Source organism: Pseudazoarcus pumilus (assembly GCF_002872475.1).
Lineage (GTDB): Bacteria > Pseudomonadota > Gammaproteobacteria > Burkholderiales > Rhodocyclaceae > Pseudazoarcus > Pseudazoarcus pumilus.
On record NZ_CP025682.1, the window covers coordinates 1,740,964 to 1,758,096 of the forward strand.

12 protein-coding genes are annotated in these 17,133 nt (G+C 67.5%); 9 read left to right on the forward strand and 3 right to left on the reverse strand.

Translation table 11 applies throughout. The annotated features are described in order from the left end of the window. Positions 1–33: 33 nt before the first annotated feature. From C0099_RS08430 to C0099_RS08460, 7 genes are all read left to right on the forward strand, one after another. On the forward strand, positions 34–984 hold the full coding sequence (locus tag C0099_RS08430) for a cation diffusion facilitator family transporter (protein WP_102247024.1): 951 nt from the start codon (positions 34–36) through the stop codon (positions 982–984). A gap of 300 nt (positions 985–1,284) precedes the next feature. Then, on the forward strand, positions 1,285–4,182 hold the full coding sequence (locus tag C0099_RS08435; protein WP_102247025.1) for an adenosylcobalamin-dependent ribonucleoside-diphosphate reductase: 2,898 nt from the start codon (positions 1,285–1,287) through the stop codon (positions 4,180–4,182). Between the two features lie 14 nt (positions 4,183–4,196). Next, positions 4,197–5,060: an ImmA/IrrE family metallo-endopeptidase gene (locus C0099_RS08440; protein ID WP_102247026.1), complete on the forward strand. Its 864-nt coding sequence runs from the start codon at positions 4,197–4,199 to the stop codon at positions 5,058–5,060. A gap of 232 nt (positions 5,061–5,292) precedes the next feature. Beyond that, on the forward strand, positions 5,293–6,699 hold the full coding sequence (locus C0099_RS08445; protein WP_164084890.1) for a cache domain-containing protein: 1,407 nt from the start codon (positions 5,293–5,295) through the stop codon (positions 6,697–6,699). Between the two features lie 132 nt (positions 6,700–6,831). Then, on the forward strand, positions 6,832–8,493 hold the full coding sequence (locus tag C0099_RS08450; RefSeq protein WP_102247028.1) for a GGDEF domain-containing protein: 1,662 nt from the start codon (positions 6,832–6,834) through the stop codon (positions 8,491–8,493). An 88-nt stretch (positions 8,494–8,581) separates the two neighbouring features. Then, a complete protein-coding gene (locus tag C0099_RS08455; RefSeq protein ID WP_102247029.1) occupies positions 8,582–9,805 on the forward strand; it encodes an alpha/beta hydrolase fold domain-containing protein in 1,224 nt (407 codons plus the stop codon). Between the two features lie 101 nt (positions 9,806–9,906). Continuing rightward, positions 9,907–10,653 carry an SDR family oxidoreductase gene (locus C0099_RS08460; protein ID WP_102247030.1) on the forward strand — a complete coding sequence of 249 codons (747 nt, stop codon included), beginning with the start codon at positions 9,907–9,909 and terminating at the stop codon, positions 10,651–10,653. 1 nt (position 10,654) lies between these two features. Here the strand turns inward: C0099_RS08460 and mdeB are convergent, their stop codons facing one another. After that, positions 10,655–13,339 (reverse strand): alpha-ketoglutarate dehydrogenase, encoded by a 2,685-nt coding sequence (mdeB, locus tag C0099_RS08465; RefSeq protein WP_102247031.1) that lies wholly within the window; start codon positions 13,337–13,339, stop codon positions 10,655–10,657. A 128-nt stretch (positions 13,340–13,467) separates the two neighbouring features. Between mdeB and C0099_RS08470 the strand changes: the two genes are divergently transcribed. Further along, positions 13,468–13,947, forward strand: a complete 480-nt coding sequence (locus C0099_RS08470; RefSeq protein ID WP_102247032.1) for an Lrp/AsnC family transcriptional regulator — start codon at positions 13,468–13,470, stop codon at positions 13,945–13,947. A gap of 49 nt (positions 13,948–13,996) precedes the next feature. Here the strand turns inward: C0099_RS08470 and C0099_RS08475 are convergent, their stop codons facing one another. Continuing rightward, complete coding sequence (locus C0099_RS08475) at positions 13,997–14,284, reverse strand: sll1863 family stress response protein (protein ID WP_102247033.1); 288 nt, start codon at positions 14,282–14,284, stop codon at positions 13,997–13,999. A 137-nt stretch (positions 14,285–14,421) separates the two neighbouring features. Here C0099_RS08475 and C0099_RS08480 point away from each other — a divergent pair, with 137 nt between their 5' ends. After that, the gene (locus tag C0099_RS08480) at positions 14,422–15,267 is read left to right on the forward strand and encodes an ion transporter (protein WP_102248440.1); all 846 of its coding nucleotides are present in this window, start codon (positions 14,422–14,424) and stop codon (positions 15,265–15,267) included. A gap of 1 nt (position 15,268) precedes the next feature. Here the strand turns inward: C0099_RS08480 and C0099_RS08485 are convergent, their stop codons facing one another. Then, positions 15,269–17,128: an SLC13 family permease gene (locus C0099_RS08485; protein ID WP_102247034.1), complete on the reverse strand. Its 1,860-nt coding sequence runs from the start codon at positions 17,126–17,128 to the stop codon at positions 15,269–15,271. Between the last annotated feature and the right edge of the window lie 5 nt (positions 17,129–17,133).

Genomic DNA, 17,133 nt, shown 5'->3' on the forward strand with positions numbered 1-17,133 from the left:
CGGCCATCTACGCAGCGACGAACGATAAACCCGATGGCGCATTCCCACCACGGCCACGACCACGCCCATTCGCATTCCGGCCACGGCCATCACCACCACGATCACGGCCGCGACGCCTCGGCGCGTGTGCTCACGCTCGCGCTGCTGCTCACACTGGGTTTCGCCGCGGTCGAGGCCGTGGCCGGCTGGTGGTCGGGTTCGCTGGCACTGCTTTCGGACGCCGGCCACATGGTCACCGACAGCATGGCGCTGGCCATCGCCGCGGCCGCCGCGCGGCTGTCGCGTCTGCCGGCCAGCCACACCCACACCTATGGCCTGCGCCGCGTCGAGACGCTGGCCGGCCTGATCAACGGGCTGACGATGCTCGCGGTGGTCGCGATCATCGCCTGGCATGCCGTCGAGCGTCTTGTCGAACCGCGTCCCGTCGAGGCCGGCGCGGTGATGGTCGTCGCCGCCATCGGCCTGATCGTGAATCTCGTCGTCGCGTGGATGCTCTCGCGCGGCGAGTCCACGCTCAACACGCGCGCCGCGCTGTTGCATGTGCTGGGCGATCTGCTCGGCTCGGTGGCCGCGCTGGCCGCCGGCATCGTGATCCACTTCACCGGGTGGACGCCGGTCGACCCGCTGCTGTCGATGCTCATCTGCGGCCTCATCCTGGCCGCCACCGTCCGCCTGCTGCGTCAGGCCACCCATACCCTGCTCGACGGCGTGCCGCCGGAACTGTCGCTGCCCGAGGTAGGTACGGCGATGGCGGCCGTCGATGGCGTCGCCTCCGTGCACGATCTGCACATCTGGAGCCTGGATTCGCGCGAAGCGGCGCTGTCGGCCCACATCGTGCTACTACGCAACGACGACTGGCCGGACGTGCTGAACGCACTGCAGGCGCTGCTGGCCTCGCGCTTCGGCATCGAGCACGCGACCCTGCAGCCCGAACTGCCTGCGCGTCAGGTGATCCGCTTCGCCACCCCGTCGCGCGGGCGCTGACGTTGCGTTGACGACACACCTGTGGCGGCACGCGCGGCGGCACGAACGCCACATCCGTCGTCGTCTCCGAGAACCTCGTTTGATCGCCTACATGCGCCGAACAACTGCGGAAATCCGGCGATCCGGGCCCGAAATCTACGACTTTCGAACTACTAGATCTAGTGTGCCGTTTGTTGATGACATACCGTTGAAATTGTTAAGTTGTTGTTTTTTATAAAACTTAATTTTTTGCCTTGAGCGCCCTTCCCGGCTATGCTTCGGAATGTCCCTCGAAACAACCATGGAGCCCTCCAGAAGATCATGAGCGCGAAGAACTCCACTACCGCAGCGATCAAGGCCGACGCGACCACGCTCGCCCCGCAGGAGATCTGCACCGAAGTGCTGATCGAGAAATACGCGAAGAACGGCGAGACCGAGATTCACGAGGTTCGCGCCCGTGTCGCGCGCGCACTCGCCGCGATCGAACCCGAAGAGCGCCGCGCCCACTGGGAAGCGAAATTCCTCGAAGCGCAGGAGCACGGTTTCGTGCCGGCCGGGCGCATCAACAGCGCCGCCGGCACCCGTCTCGCGGCCACGCTGATCAACTGCTTCGTGCAGCCGGTGGGCGATTCGGTCACCGAGAGCGTCGATGGCCGTCCCGGCATCTACACCGCGCTGGCCCAGGCCGCCGAGACCATGCGCCGTGGCGGTGGCGTGGGCTATGACTTCTCGTCGATCCGCCCCAAGGGCGCGATGGTCAAGGGCACGCAGTCCAACGCCTCCGGCCCGGTGTCCTACATGCGCGTGTTCGACCGCTCGTGCGAGACGGTCGAATCGGCCGGCGCGCGCCGCGGCGCGCAGATGGGCGTGCTGCGCTGCGACCACCCGGACATCGAGGACTTCATCCACGCCAAGGACGAAGGCGACCTGACCAACTTCAACATCTCGGTAGGCGTCACCGATCCGTTCATGCAGGCGGTCGAGAAGGACACCCAGGTCGAGCTCGTGCACAAGGCCGAACCCACGCCCGAACTGCGCGAGGCCGGTGCCTACCAGCGCGACGACGGCATGTGGGTGTATCGCAAGGTGCGTGCGCGCGACCTGTGGGACCAGATCATGCGCTCGACCTACGACCACGCCGAGCCGGGCATCCTGTTCCTCGACCGCATGAACGCGGACAACAACCTGTACTACTGCGAGACCATCGAGGCCACCAACCCCTGCGCCGAACAGCCGCTGCCGCCCTACGGCTGCTGCTGCCTGGGTTCGATCAACCTCACGCCCTTCGTGAAGAACCCGTTCACCGACCGCGCCAGCTTCGACTTCGAGGGCTTCGGCAAGGTCGTCGACGTGTCCGTGCGCATGCTCGACAACGTGCTCGAGGCCACCCACTGGCCGCTCGAGGAACAGCATCGCGAGGCGCAGAACAAGCGCCGCGTGGGCCTGGGCTTCACCGGTCTGGGCGACACGCTGATCATGCTGCGCACGCGCTACGACACGGCCGAGGCCTGCGCGATGGCGACGAAGATTGCCGAGTACATGCGCAATCGGGCCTATCTGGCCTCGGTCGAACTGGCCATCGAGCGCGGCCCCTTCCCGCTGTTCAACGGCGACATGTACCTGTCCGGCGGCAACTTCGCCTCGCGCCTGCCGGCCGACATCAAGGACAAGATCCGCAAGCACGGCATCCGCAACTCGCACCTGCTGTCGATCGCGCCCACCGGCACCATCTCGCTGGCCTTCGCCGACAACGCCTCCAACGGCATCGAGCCGCCCTTCTCCTACACCTATACGCGGCGCAAGCGCATGGCCGACGGCACCTTCAAGGAATACGCCGTCGAGGACTACGCCTGGCGGATGTACAAGCATGGCGGCGGCAACGTCGACAAGCTGCCCGACTACTTCGTCACCGCGCTGGAGATCTCGGCCGAAGCACACAAGAACATCGTCGCGGCCGTGGCTCCGTACGTGGACACCTCGATCTCCAAGACCGTCAACGTGCCGGCCGACTACCCCTACGCCGACTTCGAAGACCTCTACATGAGCGCCTGGAAGGCCGGCCTCAAGGGGCTCGCCACCTACCGCCCCAACAGCGTGCTGGGCTCGGTGCTGTCGGTCACGCCGACCGAGGAGCAGAAGCAGCCGCAGGACGTCGAACTGACCGACGCCAACCGTCGCCTGTCGATCAACAGCCTGCCCGCGCCGGTGCTCTCCAGCCTGCGCTGGCCCGGCCGTCCCGACCTGCCCGACGGCAACATGGCCTGGACCTACATGCTCAACAGCCCGCAGGGCGAGTTCGCACTGTTCGTCGGCCACATCGAGCGTGACGCCGAGGGCAACTTCACCAACGACAGCAAGGGCGTGGACCACTTCCCGTTCGAGGTCTGGGTCAACGGCGCCGACCAGCCGCGCGGCCTCGGCGCCGTGGCCAAGACGCTGTCCATGGACATGCGCGCCAACGATCGTGGCTGGCTCAAGCTCAAGCTCGACACGCTGGCCCGCACCATCGGCGAGAAGTCCTTCGAGATGCCTTTCCCGCCGCATGGCGAGAAGCAGCTCTTCCCCGGCGTGGTCTCGGCCTTCGCCCAGGTCGTGCGTTACCGCTGCGAGAAGCTCGGCGCGCTCGACGGCGACGCCCCCACCCCGGTGCTCGACAGCCTGTTCAGCCTGCAGGAACCCAAGACCGGCACCGACGGCACGCTGTCCTGGACGGTCGACATCAGCAACCCGGCCACCAGCGAAGACTTCGTGCTGGGCCTGAAGGAAATCACGCTGCCCGACGGCGTCACCCGCCCGTACTCGGTATGGCTGTCCGGCAACTACCCGCGTGCGCTCGACGGCCTCACGCGCATCCTCGCGCTCGACATGCGCGTGATGGACCCGGCCTGGATCGGCATGAAGCTGCGCAAGCTGCTGAGCTACCCCGAGCCGCTGGGCGACTTCATGGCCTTCGTGCCCGGCACCCGTCGCCAGCAGAACTTCCCGAGCACGGTGGCCTACATGGCACGGCTCATCATCCACCGCTACGCGATGCTCGGCGTGCTCGACGAGAACGGCTACCCGACCCGCGAAATGGGCATCCTCGAGGCCCCGCACAAGAGCAGCGACCCGGAAGTCATGCAGGGCGGCCTGTGCGCCGAATGCGGCAACCAGTCCGTGATCCGCAAGGACGGCTGCGACTTCTGCACGGCCTGCGGCGCGGTGGGGACCTGCGGGTGAACTAGGAGAACGCGATGAGCGACGCAACGAAATCAGATATCTCATTGGATCGCAAACGGCTGTGTAACCCTTGGGCACATCTTGATGAAAACGGCGGTTTCAGTGCCTTCACACCGATTGCATCACAACTAAGCAACCGGCCGACTGAACGTTTCGCGGCGGAGTGTTCGAGGTTCTTGCAACGTACGCGGAGCGTCAAGGATCCGAGCGATACGCAGATCATGGAGTTTGCGGTTGAATTGCAACGCATGCTTTGGAGAGAGCACGTTAGACAGAACGGAGGGATGTCGCCAAGTGACCCGATCCAAGTTCTCGATCCTGCCTTCGCAATCAAGCGCCTCGGCTACGGGTATCACGAAGAAGACACGCTCGGAGAAATGCGAAACAACGGGCAGACTGTCGAAGTTGCTGGCGTAATCGACCATGAATCACGTCACGTAAAGATTTCAAAGCGGCACCCGCCGGTAACGCGTCTTTTTAGCGCGGCTCATGAGCTTGGGCACTTGCTCATGCACCCTCAGGGCGGACTCCATCGAGACCTTCCGATGGACGGGGCAAGGATTGCGCGTGACAAACGTGAGAGACAAGCTGATAAATTCGCATCGTACTTTCTGATGCCTGAGAAATTATTACGCGAGGAGTTCAAGAAGCGATTCTTGACTGAACAGTTCCGAATTTCAGACGAAACTGCCTTTGCGCTTGCGAACACGACTCAAAGCGATCTGCAGCGGAAGGCCTCGAGTCTGCGGGCACTGAGTCGGTTGCTTTCGGAAGCACAGTCGTACAACCGCATACGTTTCATTTCGTTAGCTCAACAGTTCGGGGTGTCCCGAGAAGCAATGGCGATTCGCTTGGAAGAAATCGGAGCCATCTCGTAGAACGGATGTCCGTGCGAGCCACCGTGTCGGCGTTAGGGTAATCTCTCCGCTCGACTCGACTACCCGCGCGCAGCTCGTTCACGGAGAATCGCTCATGACGTTTATCTCGCATGCGACAGCCCGATTGGTGGCAGTGGGCTGCGCGGCGCTGTTATCTGTCGCTCCTGCGGTCCCCCAAGATTCCAGCGTCCGTTCCTCGCCCTTCGAAATCACCACCCCCGGACCGGCAGCCGTGGTCAACGCCGCGGCGCACTACGTCGACGAGATCTTCGCGCAGACGCTGGCCTCGCTGGAGCTGATTGCGGCCACACCGGAGGCGCGCGCGGGTGACTGGGAGGGGGTGCGGCGCTATCTGCTGAAGTTCGAACCGCGGCTGGCGGCGATCCATTTCTACCTGCGGCCGGACGGGCGTTACTACACGCGTGGCAGCGGGCTGATGCCGGCGAACCTGACCGACCGGCCGTATTTCGAGCCGCTGTTCGCGGGCGAGCCGGTACGCGGATATCCGGTGATCAGCCGCGCCACCGGGCGCAAGGTCGCAGTGCTGGCGGTGCCGGTGTTCGACGACACGCGCGTGGTCGGCGCGGTGGGCGCGTCGGTGTTCCTTGACGAACTGCGCGTTCGGCTCAACGCGGAGTTGGCCTTGCCGGCCGGCTACACCTGGTTCGTGGTCGACCGCGATGGCAACACCCTGCTCGACCGCGACCCCGAGTACATCCTGATGAACGTATTCGAACAAGGCGGCGCGGCGATGCAGACGGCGGTACGCGCGGCACAGGATTCGGACTCGGGGATCGCGCAATACGCGTTTGGCGGCTCACGTACGGCGCATTACCGGCGGCTGCCGACGATGGACTGGTGGATGTTCCTCGCCCGCCAGGGCAACCCCGAGATCGACGTGCCGCCCGGGCACGTCCAGGCGCTCGACACCGTGACCGAGACGCTGCAGCGCGAACTCGACACCATCGACGCGGCGCTGAGCGCAGCCATCGACCGCCACGGCGCGGTCGACCCGGACGAGGATCTGCACACCCTGCTGGAGACCGTGGCAAACGCGAGCGCGCATGTGGCCAACGCCGCCTTCATCGACGCCGACGGCGTGATGCGTCAGATCGCACCACGCGACCACGCGGCCGTCGAAGGTACGGACGTATCGCACCAGGCCCATGTGCGCACCATGCTCCAGGTGCCCACGGCACGCTTCGGCCCGGCCTTCGACGCGGCCGAGGGCGGTCTGGGGGCGAGCGTGATGCGACCGGTGTTCGACGCGCGCGGGCGCTTCGTCGGGGCGGTCAGTGCGCTCGTGCGGCCGAGCGCACTCGCGCGCGCGGTGCATGTCCATCCACCGGGCGACGGACAGGAGCTGTGGCTGATGCAGCCGGACGGCCGCATCCTGCACGACGAGGACGCGGGCGAGATCGGACGCGTGCTGTTCACCGACCCGGCCTACGCGCAATACGCCGGCTTGCAGGCGCTGGGCCGCTCGATCGCCGGAAGCCCGGAAGGTGCGGGTGGCTACGTGTTCCCGGCTGCGGGCTCGAGCAAGGATCTGGTCAAGCACGCGGCCTGGCGCACGGTGCGCCTGCATGACGGGCAATGGCGTGTGGTGCTCGCCTGGCAGGCCTTCGACGGCAACTGAGGGCGGCTCGCGCACCGATCGGCGCGCGCAGGTGTGACAAATCTGGCGCATGCGGGTAAACGCGGTTTCGACCCCCATGTCGCCGGTGTAGGCTGAATTGACGCTGATGCGTCTTCGGGAGCCTGGCCCACCATGACAGCCCGCAACGCCTTTCGCCGCTATCTGCTCGCATGGGCGCTGCTCGTGCTTGGCTCGACCCTGTGTCTGCCGAGCGCGGCCCGAACCGACGGGCAGTTGCAGCCGGTGCGCGTACAACTCAAGTGGACCCACCAGTTCCAGTTCGCGGGCTATTACGCGGCGATTCACCAGGGCTATTACCGCGATGCCGGCTTCGAGGTGACGCTGATCGAACACCAGCCCGGCCTGGGCGCGATCGACCAGCTCATCGGCGGCCGCGTGGACTATGCCGTAGGCGATTCGGGCGTATTGCTGTACCGCGCCACCGGCGTGCCGCTGGTCGCGCTGGCCGCGATCTTCCAGCAGTCGCCCTCGATCCTGCTCACGCTCGAGGAATCGGGCATCGAGACGCTGGCCGACCTGCGCGGCAAGCGCATCATGCTGCTCGGCGGCTATCTCAACGCCGAGCTGATGTCGATGCTCGCCACGGCCGGCATCGGCGCGGACGACTTCACGCTGTTGCCCGCCGACACCGACGTGCGCGCACTGATCGACGGACGCACCGAGGCCTACAACGCCTACACCACGAACGAGCCGTTCGCGCTCTCCCGACGCGGCATCGCGCACCGGGCCTTCTCGCCCTCCGACTACGGCGTGGATTTCTACGCCGATATCCTGGTCACGACCGAGGGTCGGGTGGCGGCCGATGCGGACGGCGTACGCCGCTTCACCGAGGCGACCTTGCGCGGCTGGCGCTACGCGGTCGACAACCCGGAAGAAGTCGTCGATCTGATTCTCGAGCACTACAACACCCAGGCACGCTCACGCGACCACCTGCTGTTCGAGGCTCGCGAGGCAATCCGCCTGATCCTGCCCAACGTCGTGCCGATCGGTTTCATCAACGAGGAGCGATTCGCGCGCATCGCGAAAGTCTTTCGCGACCAGGGTCAGCTCGCCAACGCCGTAGACCTGAACGAATTCATCTACCGGCCCGACGACGACCGGCTGTTCGAAGTGCTTGCTCGCCACCGGCTGCAGATTGCCGCCGCGGTGATCGCGCTGTTCGCGCTGGCGCTGCTCTCCCATATCCTGCGTCTGCGCGCCCAGGTCCGCGCACGCACGCGCGAGCTCGACGCGGCACGAGAATGCGCCGAGATCGAGGCCCGCACCGATGCACTCACCGGCCTGCCCAACCGACGCAGCTTCCTCGAAACCCTGCACCGGGATCTGGCACGCGCCGAACGCAGGAACGAGCCGCTGACGCTGATGAGTCTGGATATCGATCATTTCAAGACCATCAACGACCGCTACGGCCATGCCGCCGGCGATCTTGCCCTGCAGCGCACCGCCGAGACGCTGGCCGCGCACGTGCGCTCGGGCGACATGGCCGCGCGCATCGGCGGAGAGGAGTTCGCAGTGGCCTGTCACGCAATCGGCGGACCGGAAACCCTGATCCTGGCCGAGCGCCTGCGCGCTGCGGTCGAGGCGACCGAGATCGTTTTCGAAGACCAGCACATCGCGCTGACGGTGAGTATCGGCGTCGCCGAGCGTGAAGCAACGGATGACGTCGGGAATCTGCTGCGCAAGGCCGATCTGGCCCTGTACGTGGCCAAGCAGCAGGGACGCAACCGCGTGTGCACGCCGAGCGTCGGCCCGCCCGAGACGCGCAGCGATTGAGTCACCCCGGCGTGGCGCGCGAGCCGCGATTCGGTTAGGTTCACGCCTTCGCGCCGCAGACTGCGGCCACCCCACCCCGGAAGAATCGATGAAACCCGCCCTACCGCTGTTCCTCGCGCTGGCCGTGCTGAGCACGCCCGCGTTCGCACAATCGCCCGCCACCACGCAGGACGCGCCGATCCCGACGCTTCCTGAGGTCTCCACCACCGCCTCCCCGTATGCGCCCGAAACCGATACGGCCGAGGCGCCACCATCGACACCCGACGCCGTCACACCCCTGGAGGCCACTGCGTCAGCGTCCGATGAGGTTCGCGCCGACGCGGCCGACGCAACGCAGCCGGCGGACGCGCCCCGCACTTCCGGCGATGCGGACGCGGACGCGGACACCGTCACGGACAACGACAGCGTCCGCGACGATGGCGATCCGCCCCTCTCGCGCGCGGAAGTCGACCGTCTGCCGGTGCGCGCATTGTGGAACATCCCTTACGCCGGGCTGCGCGAAGCGCGCCACCGTCTCGACCTGTACCTGCCGCGCGAGCCGAGCGTCTTCCCGCTGCCCGTGATCGTGTTCTTCCACGGCGGAGACTGGGTCGCGGGCGACAAGCGCGACGCGGCGCGACGCCTTCTGCCCTTGGTACTGAGTGGACGCTACGCAGTGGTCTCAGCCAACTACCGGCTGGCCGACGACGCCCGCTGGCCCGCACAGATCGAGGACGCCAAGGCGGTGATCCGTTGGATACGCGCCGGCGAACGGCGCTACGGCTTTGATCCGGAGCGCATCGGCGTGTGGGGCGAGGACGCCGGCGCGCAACTGGCGATGCTGCTCGGCACCACCGGCGACATCGCCGCCGTCGAGGGCGACTTCGGCCGACTGGCGCCGAACAGCCGCGTACAGGCGGTCGTCAGTTTTTCCGGGACATCGGACGTACCGGGGCTGCTCATCCAGCCCGGACGCATCGACCACGATATGCCGGATTCGCCCTCGTCCCGCCTGCTCGGCCAGCCCCCCTCGCAGCTGGCCGATGCCGCACGCCAGGCCTCGCCGCTGCACTGGGTCACTGCCGACGACGCACCAACGCTGCACGTACACGGCACGCTCGATCGCATCGTCACGATGGCCCAGCCGGAGGCCATGGACGCGGCGCTGCGCGCAGTCGGTGTCGAAAGCGTGCTGGTGCCGGTTCTCAACGCGCGCCACGACGGGTTCGGCGCGGTCGCAGACGAGCATGCGCGGGTGTTCTTCGAACGCCATCTGCACGACAAGCCACTGGCGCTGCCGTCGGACGAAATCCTCGACTTGCAACCGCAGTAGGGCCTGCAATGCTGAATTGTCGTGACGCTCGCGCAAGCATCCCTGCGCCCCGCGCACACGTACGGCGATAGACTGGATTTCCGTTATCGAAGGAGCGCGCGATGCAGCCCGTTCTGTTGATCACCGGTGCAAGCCGTGGCATCGGAGCCGCCACTGCAAGGCTGGCCGCGGAACGCGGCCACGCCGTGTGCGTGAACTACCGTCGCGATGAAACCGGCGCGCAGGCCTTGGTGCGCGAGATCGAAGTCGGCGGCGGTCGCGCGATCGCGGTGCAGGCCGACGTCGCCATCGAAGCCGACGTGGTGCGCCTGTTCGAGACCGTGGACGCGCAGCTGGGCACGCTCTCCGGCCTCGTCAACAATGCCGGCGTGCTCGAGCGCCAGGGCCGCGTCGAGGACATCGACGCGGCACGACTCGCGCGCATCTTCGCCACCAACGTCACCGGCGCCTTCGTGTGCGCGCGCGAGGCCGTGCGCCGCATGTCCACGCGCCACGGCGGGCGTGGCGGCGCGATCGTCAATGTCTCCTCGATCGCCGCACGCCTGGGCGCGCCGGGCGAGTATGTCGATTACGCGGCCAGCAAGGGGGCGCTCGACACGCTCACGCTGGGACTGGCGCGCGAGGTCGCGGCCGAGGGCATTCGCGTCAACGCGGTGCGTCCGGGCCTGATCCACACCGGCATCCACGCCGACGGCGGCGAACCGGGGCGGGTCGAACGCATCGCCCCCAGCCTGCCGATGGGCCGCGGCGGCACGCCCGAGGAGGTCGCGCAAGCCATCCTGTGGCTGCTCTCAGAGGAGGCTTCCTACGCCACCGGCAGCTTCATCGAACTGGGCGGCGGGCGCTGATTCAGCGCGTCCAAGGCGGCGGCGCTTCCGCGTCGATGCCGTAACGCGCAATGGCCTCGGCCTGCAGCTTCGCATCCAGGTCGCCGCGCTCGACCAGCGCGTGGATCGCGGCCATCACGATGTGACGGCGGTCCACCTCGAAGAAGTCGCGCAGCGCGCTGCGCCGGTCGCTGCGGCCGAAGCCGTCGGTGCCCAGCGCATGAAAGCGGTTGGGCAGATAGGCGGCAATCAGTTGCGGTACGGCGCGCACCCAATCGCTGACGGCGACCACCGGGGCATCGTCCGCGATGCAGCGGCGCAGGTGGCTCACCGGCGCATCCTCCCCGGGATGCAGCCGCGCGCTGCGCTCGGCCTCGCGCGCGTCGCGTGCCAGTTCCGACCAGCTCGTCACGCTCCACACCTCGCTGGCGATGCCCCAGTCGGCAGCGAGCATCTCGGCCGCCGCCACGGCCTCGGGCAGCAGCGAGCCCGAACCGCACAGGTGCACGCGGCCTCTCGCCTTCTTCGGCGCGTGGCGGGCGAAGCGGTACATGCCGCGCAGGATGTCGTCCTCGACGCCGGCCGGCATGCTCGGCTGGGCGTGATTTTCGTTGGCCACCGTGAGGTAGTAGAAGACATCCTCGCGCGCATCGAGCATGCGGCGCATGCCGTCGGCGGCGATCACCGCCAGCTCGTAGGCGAAGGCCGGGTCCCAGGCGCGGCAGTTGGGCACCGTGGCGGCGACGAGCTGGCTGCTGCCGTCCTGGTGCTGCAGACCCTCGCCGCTGAGCGTGGTGCGTCCGGCCGTGGCGCCGATCAGAAAGCCGCGTGCACGCTGGTCGGCGGCGGCCCAGATCAGGTCGCCGACGCGCTGGAAGCCGAAGATCGAGTAATAGATGTAGAACGGCAGCATGGCCAGGCCATGCGTGCTGTAGGACGTCGCCGCGGCCACCCAGGACGACATCGCACCGGCCTCGGTGATGCCCTCTTCGAGCAGCTGGCCGTCGCGCGCCTCGCGGTAGGACAGCATGGAGCCCGCGTCCTCGGGCTCGTAGAGCTGGCCGTGCGGCGAGTAGATGCCGATCTGGCGGAACAGCGCCGCCATGCCGAAGGTGCGTGCCTCGTCGGCGACGATGGGCACGATGCGCGGGCCCAGCGTCCTGTCGCGCAGCAGGCCGGAGAGCATGCGCGTGAAGGCCACGGTGCTCGACATCGCCTTGCCGTCGGCCTCCAGCGCGAAGCGCGCCCAGGCGGCCAGCGGCGGCACTGCCAGCGCAGCCGCCTCGCTGCGACGTGCGGGCAGCGCACCGCCCAGCGCCGCACGGCGTTCGCGCAGGTATTCGAGTTCGCGGCTGCCCTCGGCCGGACGATGAAAGCGCATCTCGGCCAGATCTTCGTCGGTGAGGGGCAGCGCGAAGCGGTCGCGGAAGGCCCGCAGCGCGTCGACGTCGAGCTTCTTCTGCTGGTGCGCAGTATTGCGTGACTCGCCCGCGCCACCCATGCCGTAGCCCTTCTTGGTCTTGGCCAGGATCACGGTGGGCTGGCCGGCGTGCTGGCGCGCCGCGTGCATCGCGGCATGGAGTTTGCGCAGGTCGTGGCCACCACGCTTTAGGCCGTCGATCTCCTCGAAGCTCATGTGCGAGACCAGCGCGCGCAGTTCGGGGTCGAGATCGAAGAAATGGCTCTTGTTGTAGGCGCCGTCGTTGGCGCCCAGCGTCTGATACTCGCCATCCACGGTGCTGGCGAAGCGGCGAAGCAGCGCGTGGTGGGTGTCGCGCGCGAACAGCGCGTCCCAGTCCGAACCCCACAGCACCTTGATCACGTTCCAGCCGGCGCCGGTGAAGATCGATTCGAGTTCCTCGATGATGCGTCCGTTGCCACGCACCGGCCCGTCCAGGCGCTGCAGGTTGCAGTTGACGATGAAGGTCAGGTTGTCGAGGCCCTCGCGCGCGGCCAGGCTCAGGCCGGCGAGCGATTCGGGCTCGTCCATCTCGCCGTCGCCGAACACGCCCCAGACGTGGCGCGTCGACGTGTCGAGCAGGCCGCGATGCGCGAGGTAACGCATGAAGCGCGCCTGGTAGACGGCGCTGATCGGCCCGATGCCCATCGAGCCGGTGGGAAACTGCCAGAAATCCGGCATCAGCCAAGGGTGCGGGTAGGACGACAGCCCCTGCCCACCGGTCTCCTGGCGATAGTTGGCCAGCCGCGCCTCGTCGAGCCGCCCTTCGAGATAGGCGCGCGCATACACGCCGGGCGCCGAATGCGGCTGGAAGAACACCAGATCGCCGCCGCCGGGCGCGTCCGCGCCACGGAAGAAATGGTTGAAGCCGGTCTCGAAGATCTCGGCGGCCGAGGCGAAGCTGGCGATGTGCCCACCCAGTTCGCCGTAGGCCTGGTTGGCGCGTACCACCATCGCCAGCGCGTTCCAGCGCACCAGCGCGGTGATGCGCTCCTCCAGCGCCAGATCACCCGGGTACGGCGGCTGGCGTTCGAGCGGTATGGTGTTGCGGTGGCTGGAATACGGCTGCACGTGGGCGAGGATGCCCAGTTCCTGCGCCTGCTCCTCGAGCTGGCGCAGCAGGAAGCGCCCGCGCGCCTCGCCGCCAGCGCGCACGACGGCGGCCAGCGCATCCAGCCACTCGGCGGTCTCGGCCGGATCGAGGTCCTCGTCCGGCACCGGGCCATGGATCGGGTCGTGGATGTTCATGTGCGCCTCCCGCGTCGTCGTTACCGAAGATGCTACGCCGGAGGGCACCGCATGGGCTGCTCATGTCGTTGCCGGAATGCAGCCGTTGCAGCACACTGTTCCGGGACAACCGGGTCAGGGAGCAGATCATGCCGCACAAGACACTCGATGCGATTGACCTTCGCATCCTCGACGCCTTGCAGGAGAACGCCCGGCTGACCAACGTCGAACTGGCCGCGCGCGTGAACCTGTCGCCGTCGCCGTGCCTGGCGCGCGTGCGCGCGCTCGAAGCGGCCGGCGTGATCCACCGTCACGTCACCTTGCTCGACCCGGCCGCAGTCGGGCTGCCGGTGAGCGTGTTCATCCAGATCAGCCTGGAAAAGCAGACCACCGCTGCGCTGGAGGTGTTCGAGCGCGAGATCGCCGCGCGCCCGGAAGTGATGGAGTGCTATCTGATGAGCGGCAACGCCGACTATCTGATCCGCGTCGTCGTGCCGGACGTGCGCTCGCTCGAACGCTTCATCCTCGACCGGCTCACGCCGATTCCGGGCATCGTCAACATCCGCTCGAGCTTTGCGCTCAAGCAGGTCAAGTACGAGACCGCGCTGCCGCTTGCCCCGACCGACTGAGTGCCACCGTCGCGCGCCCGCCTCAGAGCGGCTCGCGCGGCACCCATGGTCAGCGGTACTTGTCGGCCGCTGCCTTGAATCCCTTGGCGAGTTCGTCCCAGGCGCTCTCCACGCTCTCGCGCAGGGTCTCGAAGGCTTCCTCGCTGGCTTCATTGACGTCGCGCATGCGCTCGCGCAGCTTTTCGCGCTGCATGCGCATGGCCGAGATCTGCTTCTCGTACTCGATCTTGGCGTCGGCCTGTGCGCCGCGCGCCTGCGCCTCGATCTTCTCGATCTCGGCGTTCCACTCGTCGATCTGGGCCTTCATCTTCTCGAGATAGGCTTCACGGGTGCTCATGTCGTCCTCCTTGGCTTGGCAGGCGACGCCTGCAGGTTGGTCGGACTCGCAGGCCGCATCGCCCTGTGCGCCGGCCCGCGCCCCTACAGTGTAAGCTCCTCGCGTGACAATGCGAATGCGTGCGCGCCGAGCTGACGATGAGCCGATTCCACTCGCCCGAACCGTTCAACACCGAAGGCTGGCGCCACCGCAGCTTCTGCGTCGTATTCGGGCACGACACCTTCGCCGGGCGCGTGTTCGACGTCGCCCTGATCGTCGTGATCCTGACCAGCGTCGCGGTCGCGCTGATGGACACCATCGACGCGCTGCATGTGCGCTGGGGCCAGATCTTCTTCGCGATGGAGTGGGCCTTCACCCTGCTGTTTACCGCCGAATACGTGTTCCGCATGGCGATCGTGCGCGAGCGCATGCGCTACGCGCGCAGCTTCTATGGCGTGATCGACCTGCTGGCGGTGCTGCCCACCTATCTGTCGCTTCTGTTTCCCGGCGCGCAGTACCTGGCCGTGCTGCGCGTGCTGCGCATCCTGCGCATCTTCGAGGTGCTGCACCTGCGCCGCTACACACGCGAGAGCAGCGTGCTGCTCGACTCGTTGCACAACAGCTGGCGCAAGATCCTGGTGTTCCTGCTGGCGATGCTCGCGATCATCACGGTATTCGGCGCCGTGATCTATCTGGTCGAGGAGCCCCAGAACGGCTTCACCAGCATCCCGCAGTCGATGTACTGGGCGCTGGTCAGCGTCACCACCGTGGGCTACGGCGACATCTCGCCGGCAACCCCCGCGGGCAAGCTGGTGGCGTCGGTGCTGATCCTGCTCGGCTACGGCATCATCGCCGTGCCCACCGGCATCTATACGGCCGAACTGGCCACCACGCTGCGCCGGCGGCTGGACGGTCGCCGCTGCGCGCAATGCGAACGCGTCGGTCACGAGGACGACGCAAGGCATTGCCGGCACTGCGGCGCGGAGCTACCCCCGCGCGACTGATTCAGCCGTTCAGCGGCCAGAAAAACAACAGCGCGGGCACGGCCACCGCGATGACGATGAGATCCGTGGGCAGGCCCATGCGCCAGTAGTCGCCGAAACGGAATCCCCCGGGACCCAGCACCAGCGTGTTGTTCTGGTGACCGATCGGGGTCAGGAAGGCGCACGAGGCGCCGATCGCGACCGCCATCAGGAAGGTGTCCGGATTGACGCCGAGCTGCAGCGCCGCGCCCAGGCCGATCGGCGCCATCACGGCGGCGGTGGCGGCGTTGTTCATCAGGTCGGTGAGCACCATGGTCGTGACCAGGATCACGATCAGCCCGATCACCGCATCGCCGCGCGCGAGCGTATCGAGCAGCGCACGCGCCACCAGATCGGCCGTGCCGGTGGCCTGCATCGCGCCGGCCACCGGCAGCAGCGCCGCAAGCAGCACGACCACCGGCCAGTCCACGGCGTGATAGACCTGCGCCGGCTGCACCGTACGCAGCGCCATCGACGCGAGCACGCCGCCGGCGAAGGAAACCGCGGCCGGCAGCCAGCCCAGCGCTGCCACCGCCACAGCCACGAGCATGATCGCCGCAGCGGTGATCGCGCGGCGGCGGTCGGGGATGCGCAGCTCCCGCTCGGCCAGAGGGACACATCCATACTCGCTGGCGAAATCCGTCAGCGCAGCGCTACCACCCTGCATCAACAAGACGTCGCCCGGGCGCATCTTGAGCGTGCGCAGGCGCGAACGCGAACTGGCGCCATCACGCGACACGGCGAGCAGGTTGAGTCCATGACTGGAGCGCAACTGCAAGTCGGCGGCACTGCGCCCGGCCAGTGCCGACTCGGGTCGCACCACCAGCTCCATCAGCACGACGTCGTCGGAACGCTCGCGCGGCTCGTCGCCCTCATCCTGCGCGGCATCGGTCTCGTCGCCGGGGTCGTCGGCGCGCTCCTTGGCCGGCTCGTCGTCTTCGTCTTCCTCGCGCTCGGCCTCCTCCAGTTCCAGGCCCAGGCCGGAGAGCACCTTGGCGAGCGCCTCGACGTCGGCCTCGATGACGAGGATGTCGCCTGCGCGCACCAGGCGCCCGCCGCTGGGCGCGGTCATGCGCACCTCGTTGCGCACCAGGCCGACGATCTGTGCGTCGGCCGCTTCGAGCTCGGTCTCGATCTCGGCCAGACGCATGCCGTCGGCCTTGGCATCCTCGGGAACGCGCACTTCGGTCAGGTAGGCCCCGGTGTCGAAGCCGGCCGCACCGGCATGCTCGCGCCGCGGCACCAGCCGCCAGCCGAGCAGCGCGATGAAGAGTACGCCGGCGATCATCAGCGGTAGTCCCACCCAGGTGAAGTCGAACATGCCGAAGCCGCCCATGCCCTCGACGTCGCCACGAAAGCCGGAGACGATGAGGTTGGGCGGCGTGCCGATGAGCGTCGTCGTGCCCCCCAGGATGGAGGCGAAAGCCAGCGGCATCAGCACCTTGCCGGGCGGCAGTTCGAGCCGGGCAGCCAGTTGCATGGCCACCGGCATCAGCAGCGCGAGCGCACCGACATTGTTCATGAAGCCGGACAGCACGGCCGCGAGCAAGGTCAGTGCGGCAATGCTCGCCGTAGGGCCGGCTTCGGCCGGCAACACCTTGCGGGTGAGCGCATCCACCGCGCCGGACGCCTGCAGCGCGCGACTCAGCACCAGCACGCAGGCCACCGTCACGACGGCCGGATGACCGAGGCCGGCGAAGGCCTCGGCCGGTTCGACCAGGCCGGCGACGACGCAGGCCAGCAGTGCGCCGACCGCGACCATGTCGTGACGCCAGCGCCCCCACAGGAACATCGCCACCGTGGCGAGCAGGATGGCGAGAATGACGCTCTGGCCGGTCTCCATGCCGT

Bases quoted from the DNA above. Each gene is read 5' to 3' on its own strand.
- C0099_RS08430 (WP_102247024.1), top strand. From the start codon at position 34: ATGGCGCATTCCCACCACGGCCACGACCACGCCCATTCGCATTCCGGC.
- C0099_RS08440 (WP_102247026.1), top strand. From the start codon at position 4,197: ATGAGCGACGCAACGAAATCAGATATCTCATTGGATCGCAAACGGCTG.
- C0099_RS08470 (WP_102247032.1), top strand. From the start codon at position 13,468: ATGCCGCACAAGACACTCGATGCGATTGACCTTCGCATCCTCGACGCC.
- C0099_RS08455 (WP_102247029.1), top strand. From the start codon at position 8,582: ATGAAACCCGCCCTACCGCTGTTCCTCGCGCTGGCCGTGCTGAGCACG.
- C0099_RS08460 (WP_102247030.1), top strand. From the start codon at position 9,907: ATGCAGCCCGTTCTGTTGATCACCGGTGCAAGCCGTGGCATCGGAGCC.
- C0099_RS08450 (WP_102247028.1), top strand. From the start codon at position 6,832: ATGACAGCCCGCAACGCCTTTCGCCGCTATCTGCTCGCATGGGCGCTG.
- C0099_RS08475 (WP_102247033.1), bottom strand. From the start codon at position 14,284: ATGAGCACCCGTGAAGCCTATCTCGAGAAGATGAAGGCCCAGATCGAC.
- C0099_RS08480 (WP_102248440.1), top strand. From the start codon at position 14,422: ATGAGCCGATTCCACTCGCCCGAACCGTTCAACACCGAAGGCTGGCGC.
- C0099_RS08435 (WP_102247025.1), top strand. From the start codon at position 1,285: ATGAGCGCGAAGAACTCCACTACCGCAGCGATCAAGGCCGACGCGACC.
- mdeB (WP_102247031.1), bottom strand. From the start codon at position 13,339: ATGAACATCCACGACCCGATCCATGGCCCGGTGCCGGACGAGGACCTC.
- C0099_RS08485 (WP_102247034.1), bottom strand. From the start codon at position 17,128: ATGGAGACCGGCCAGAGCGTCATTCTCGCCATCCTGCTCGCCACGGTG.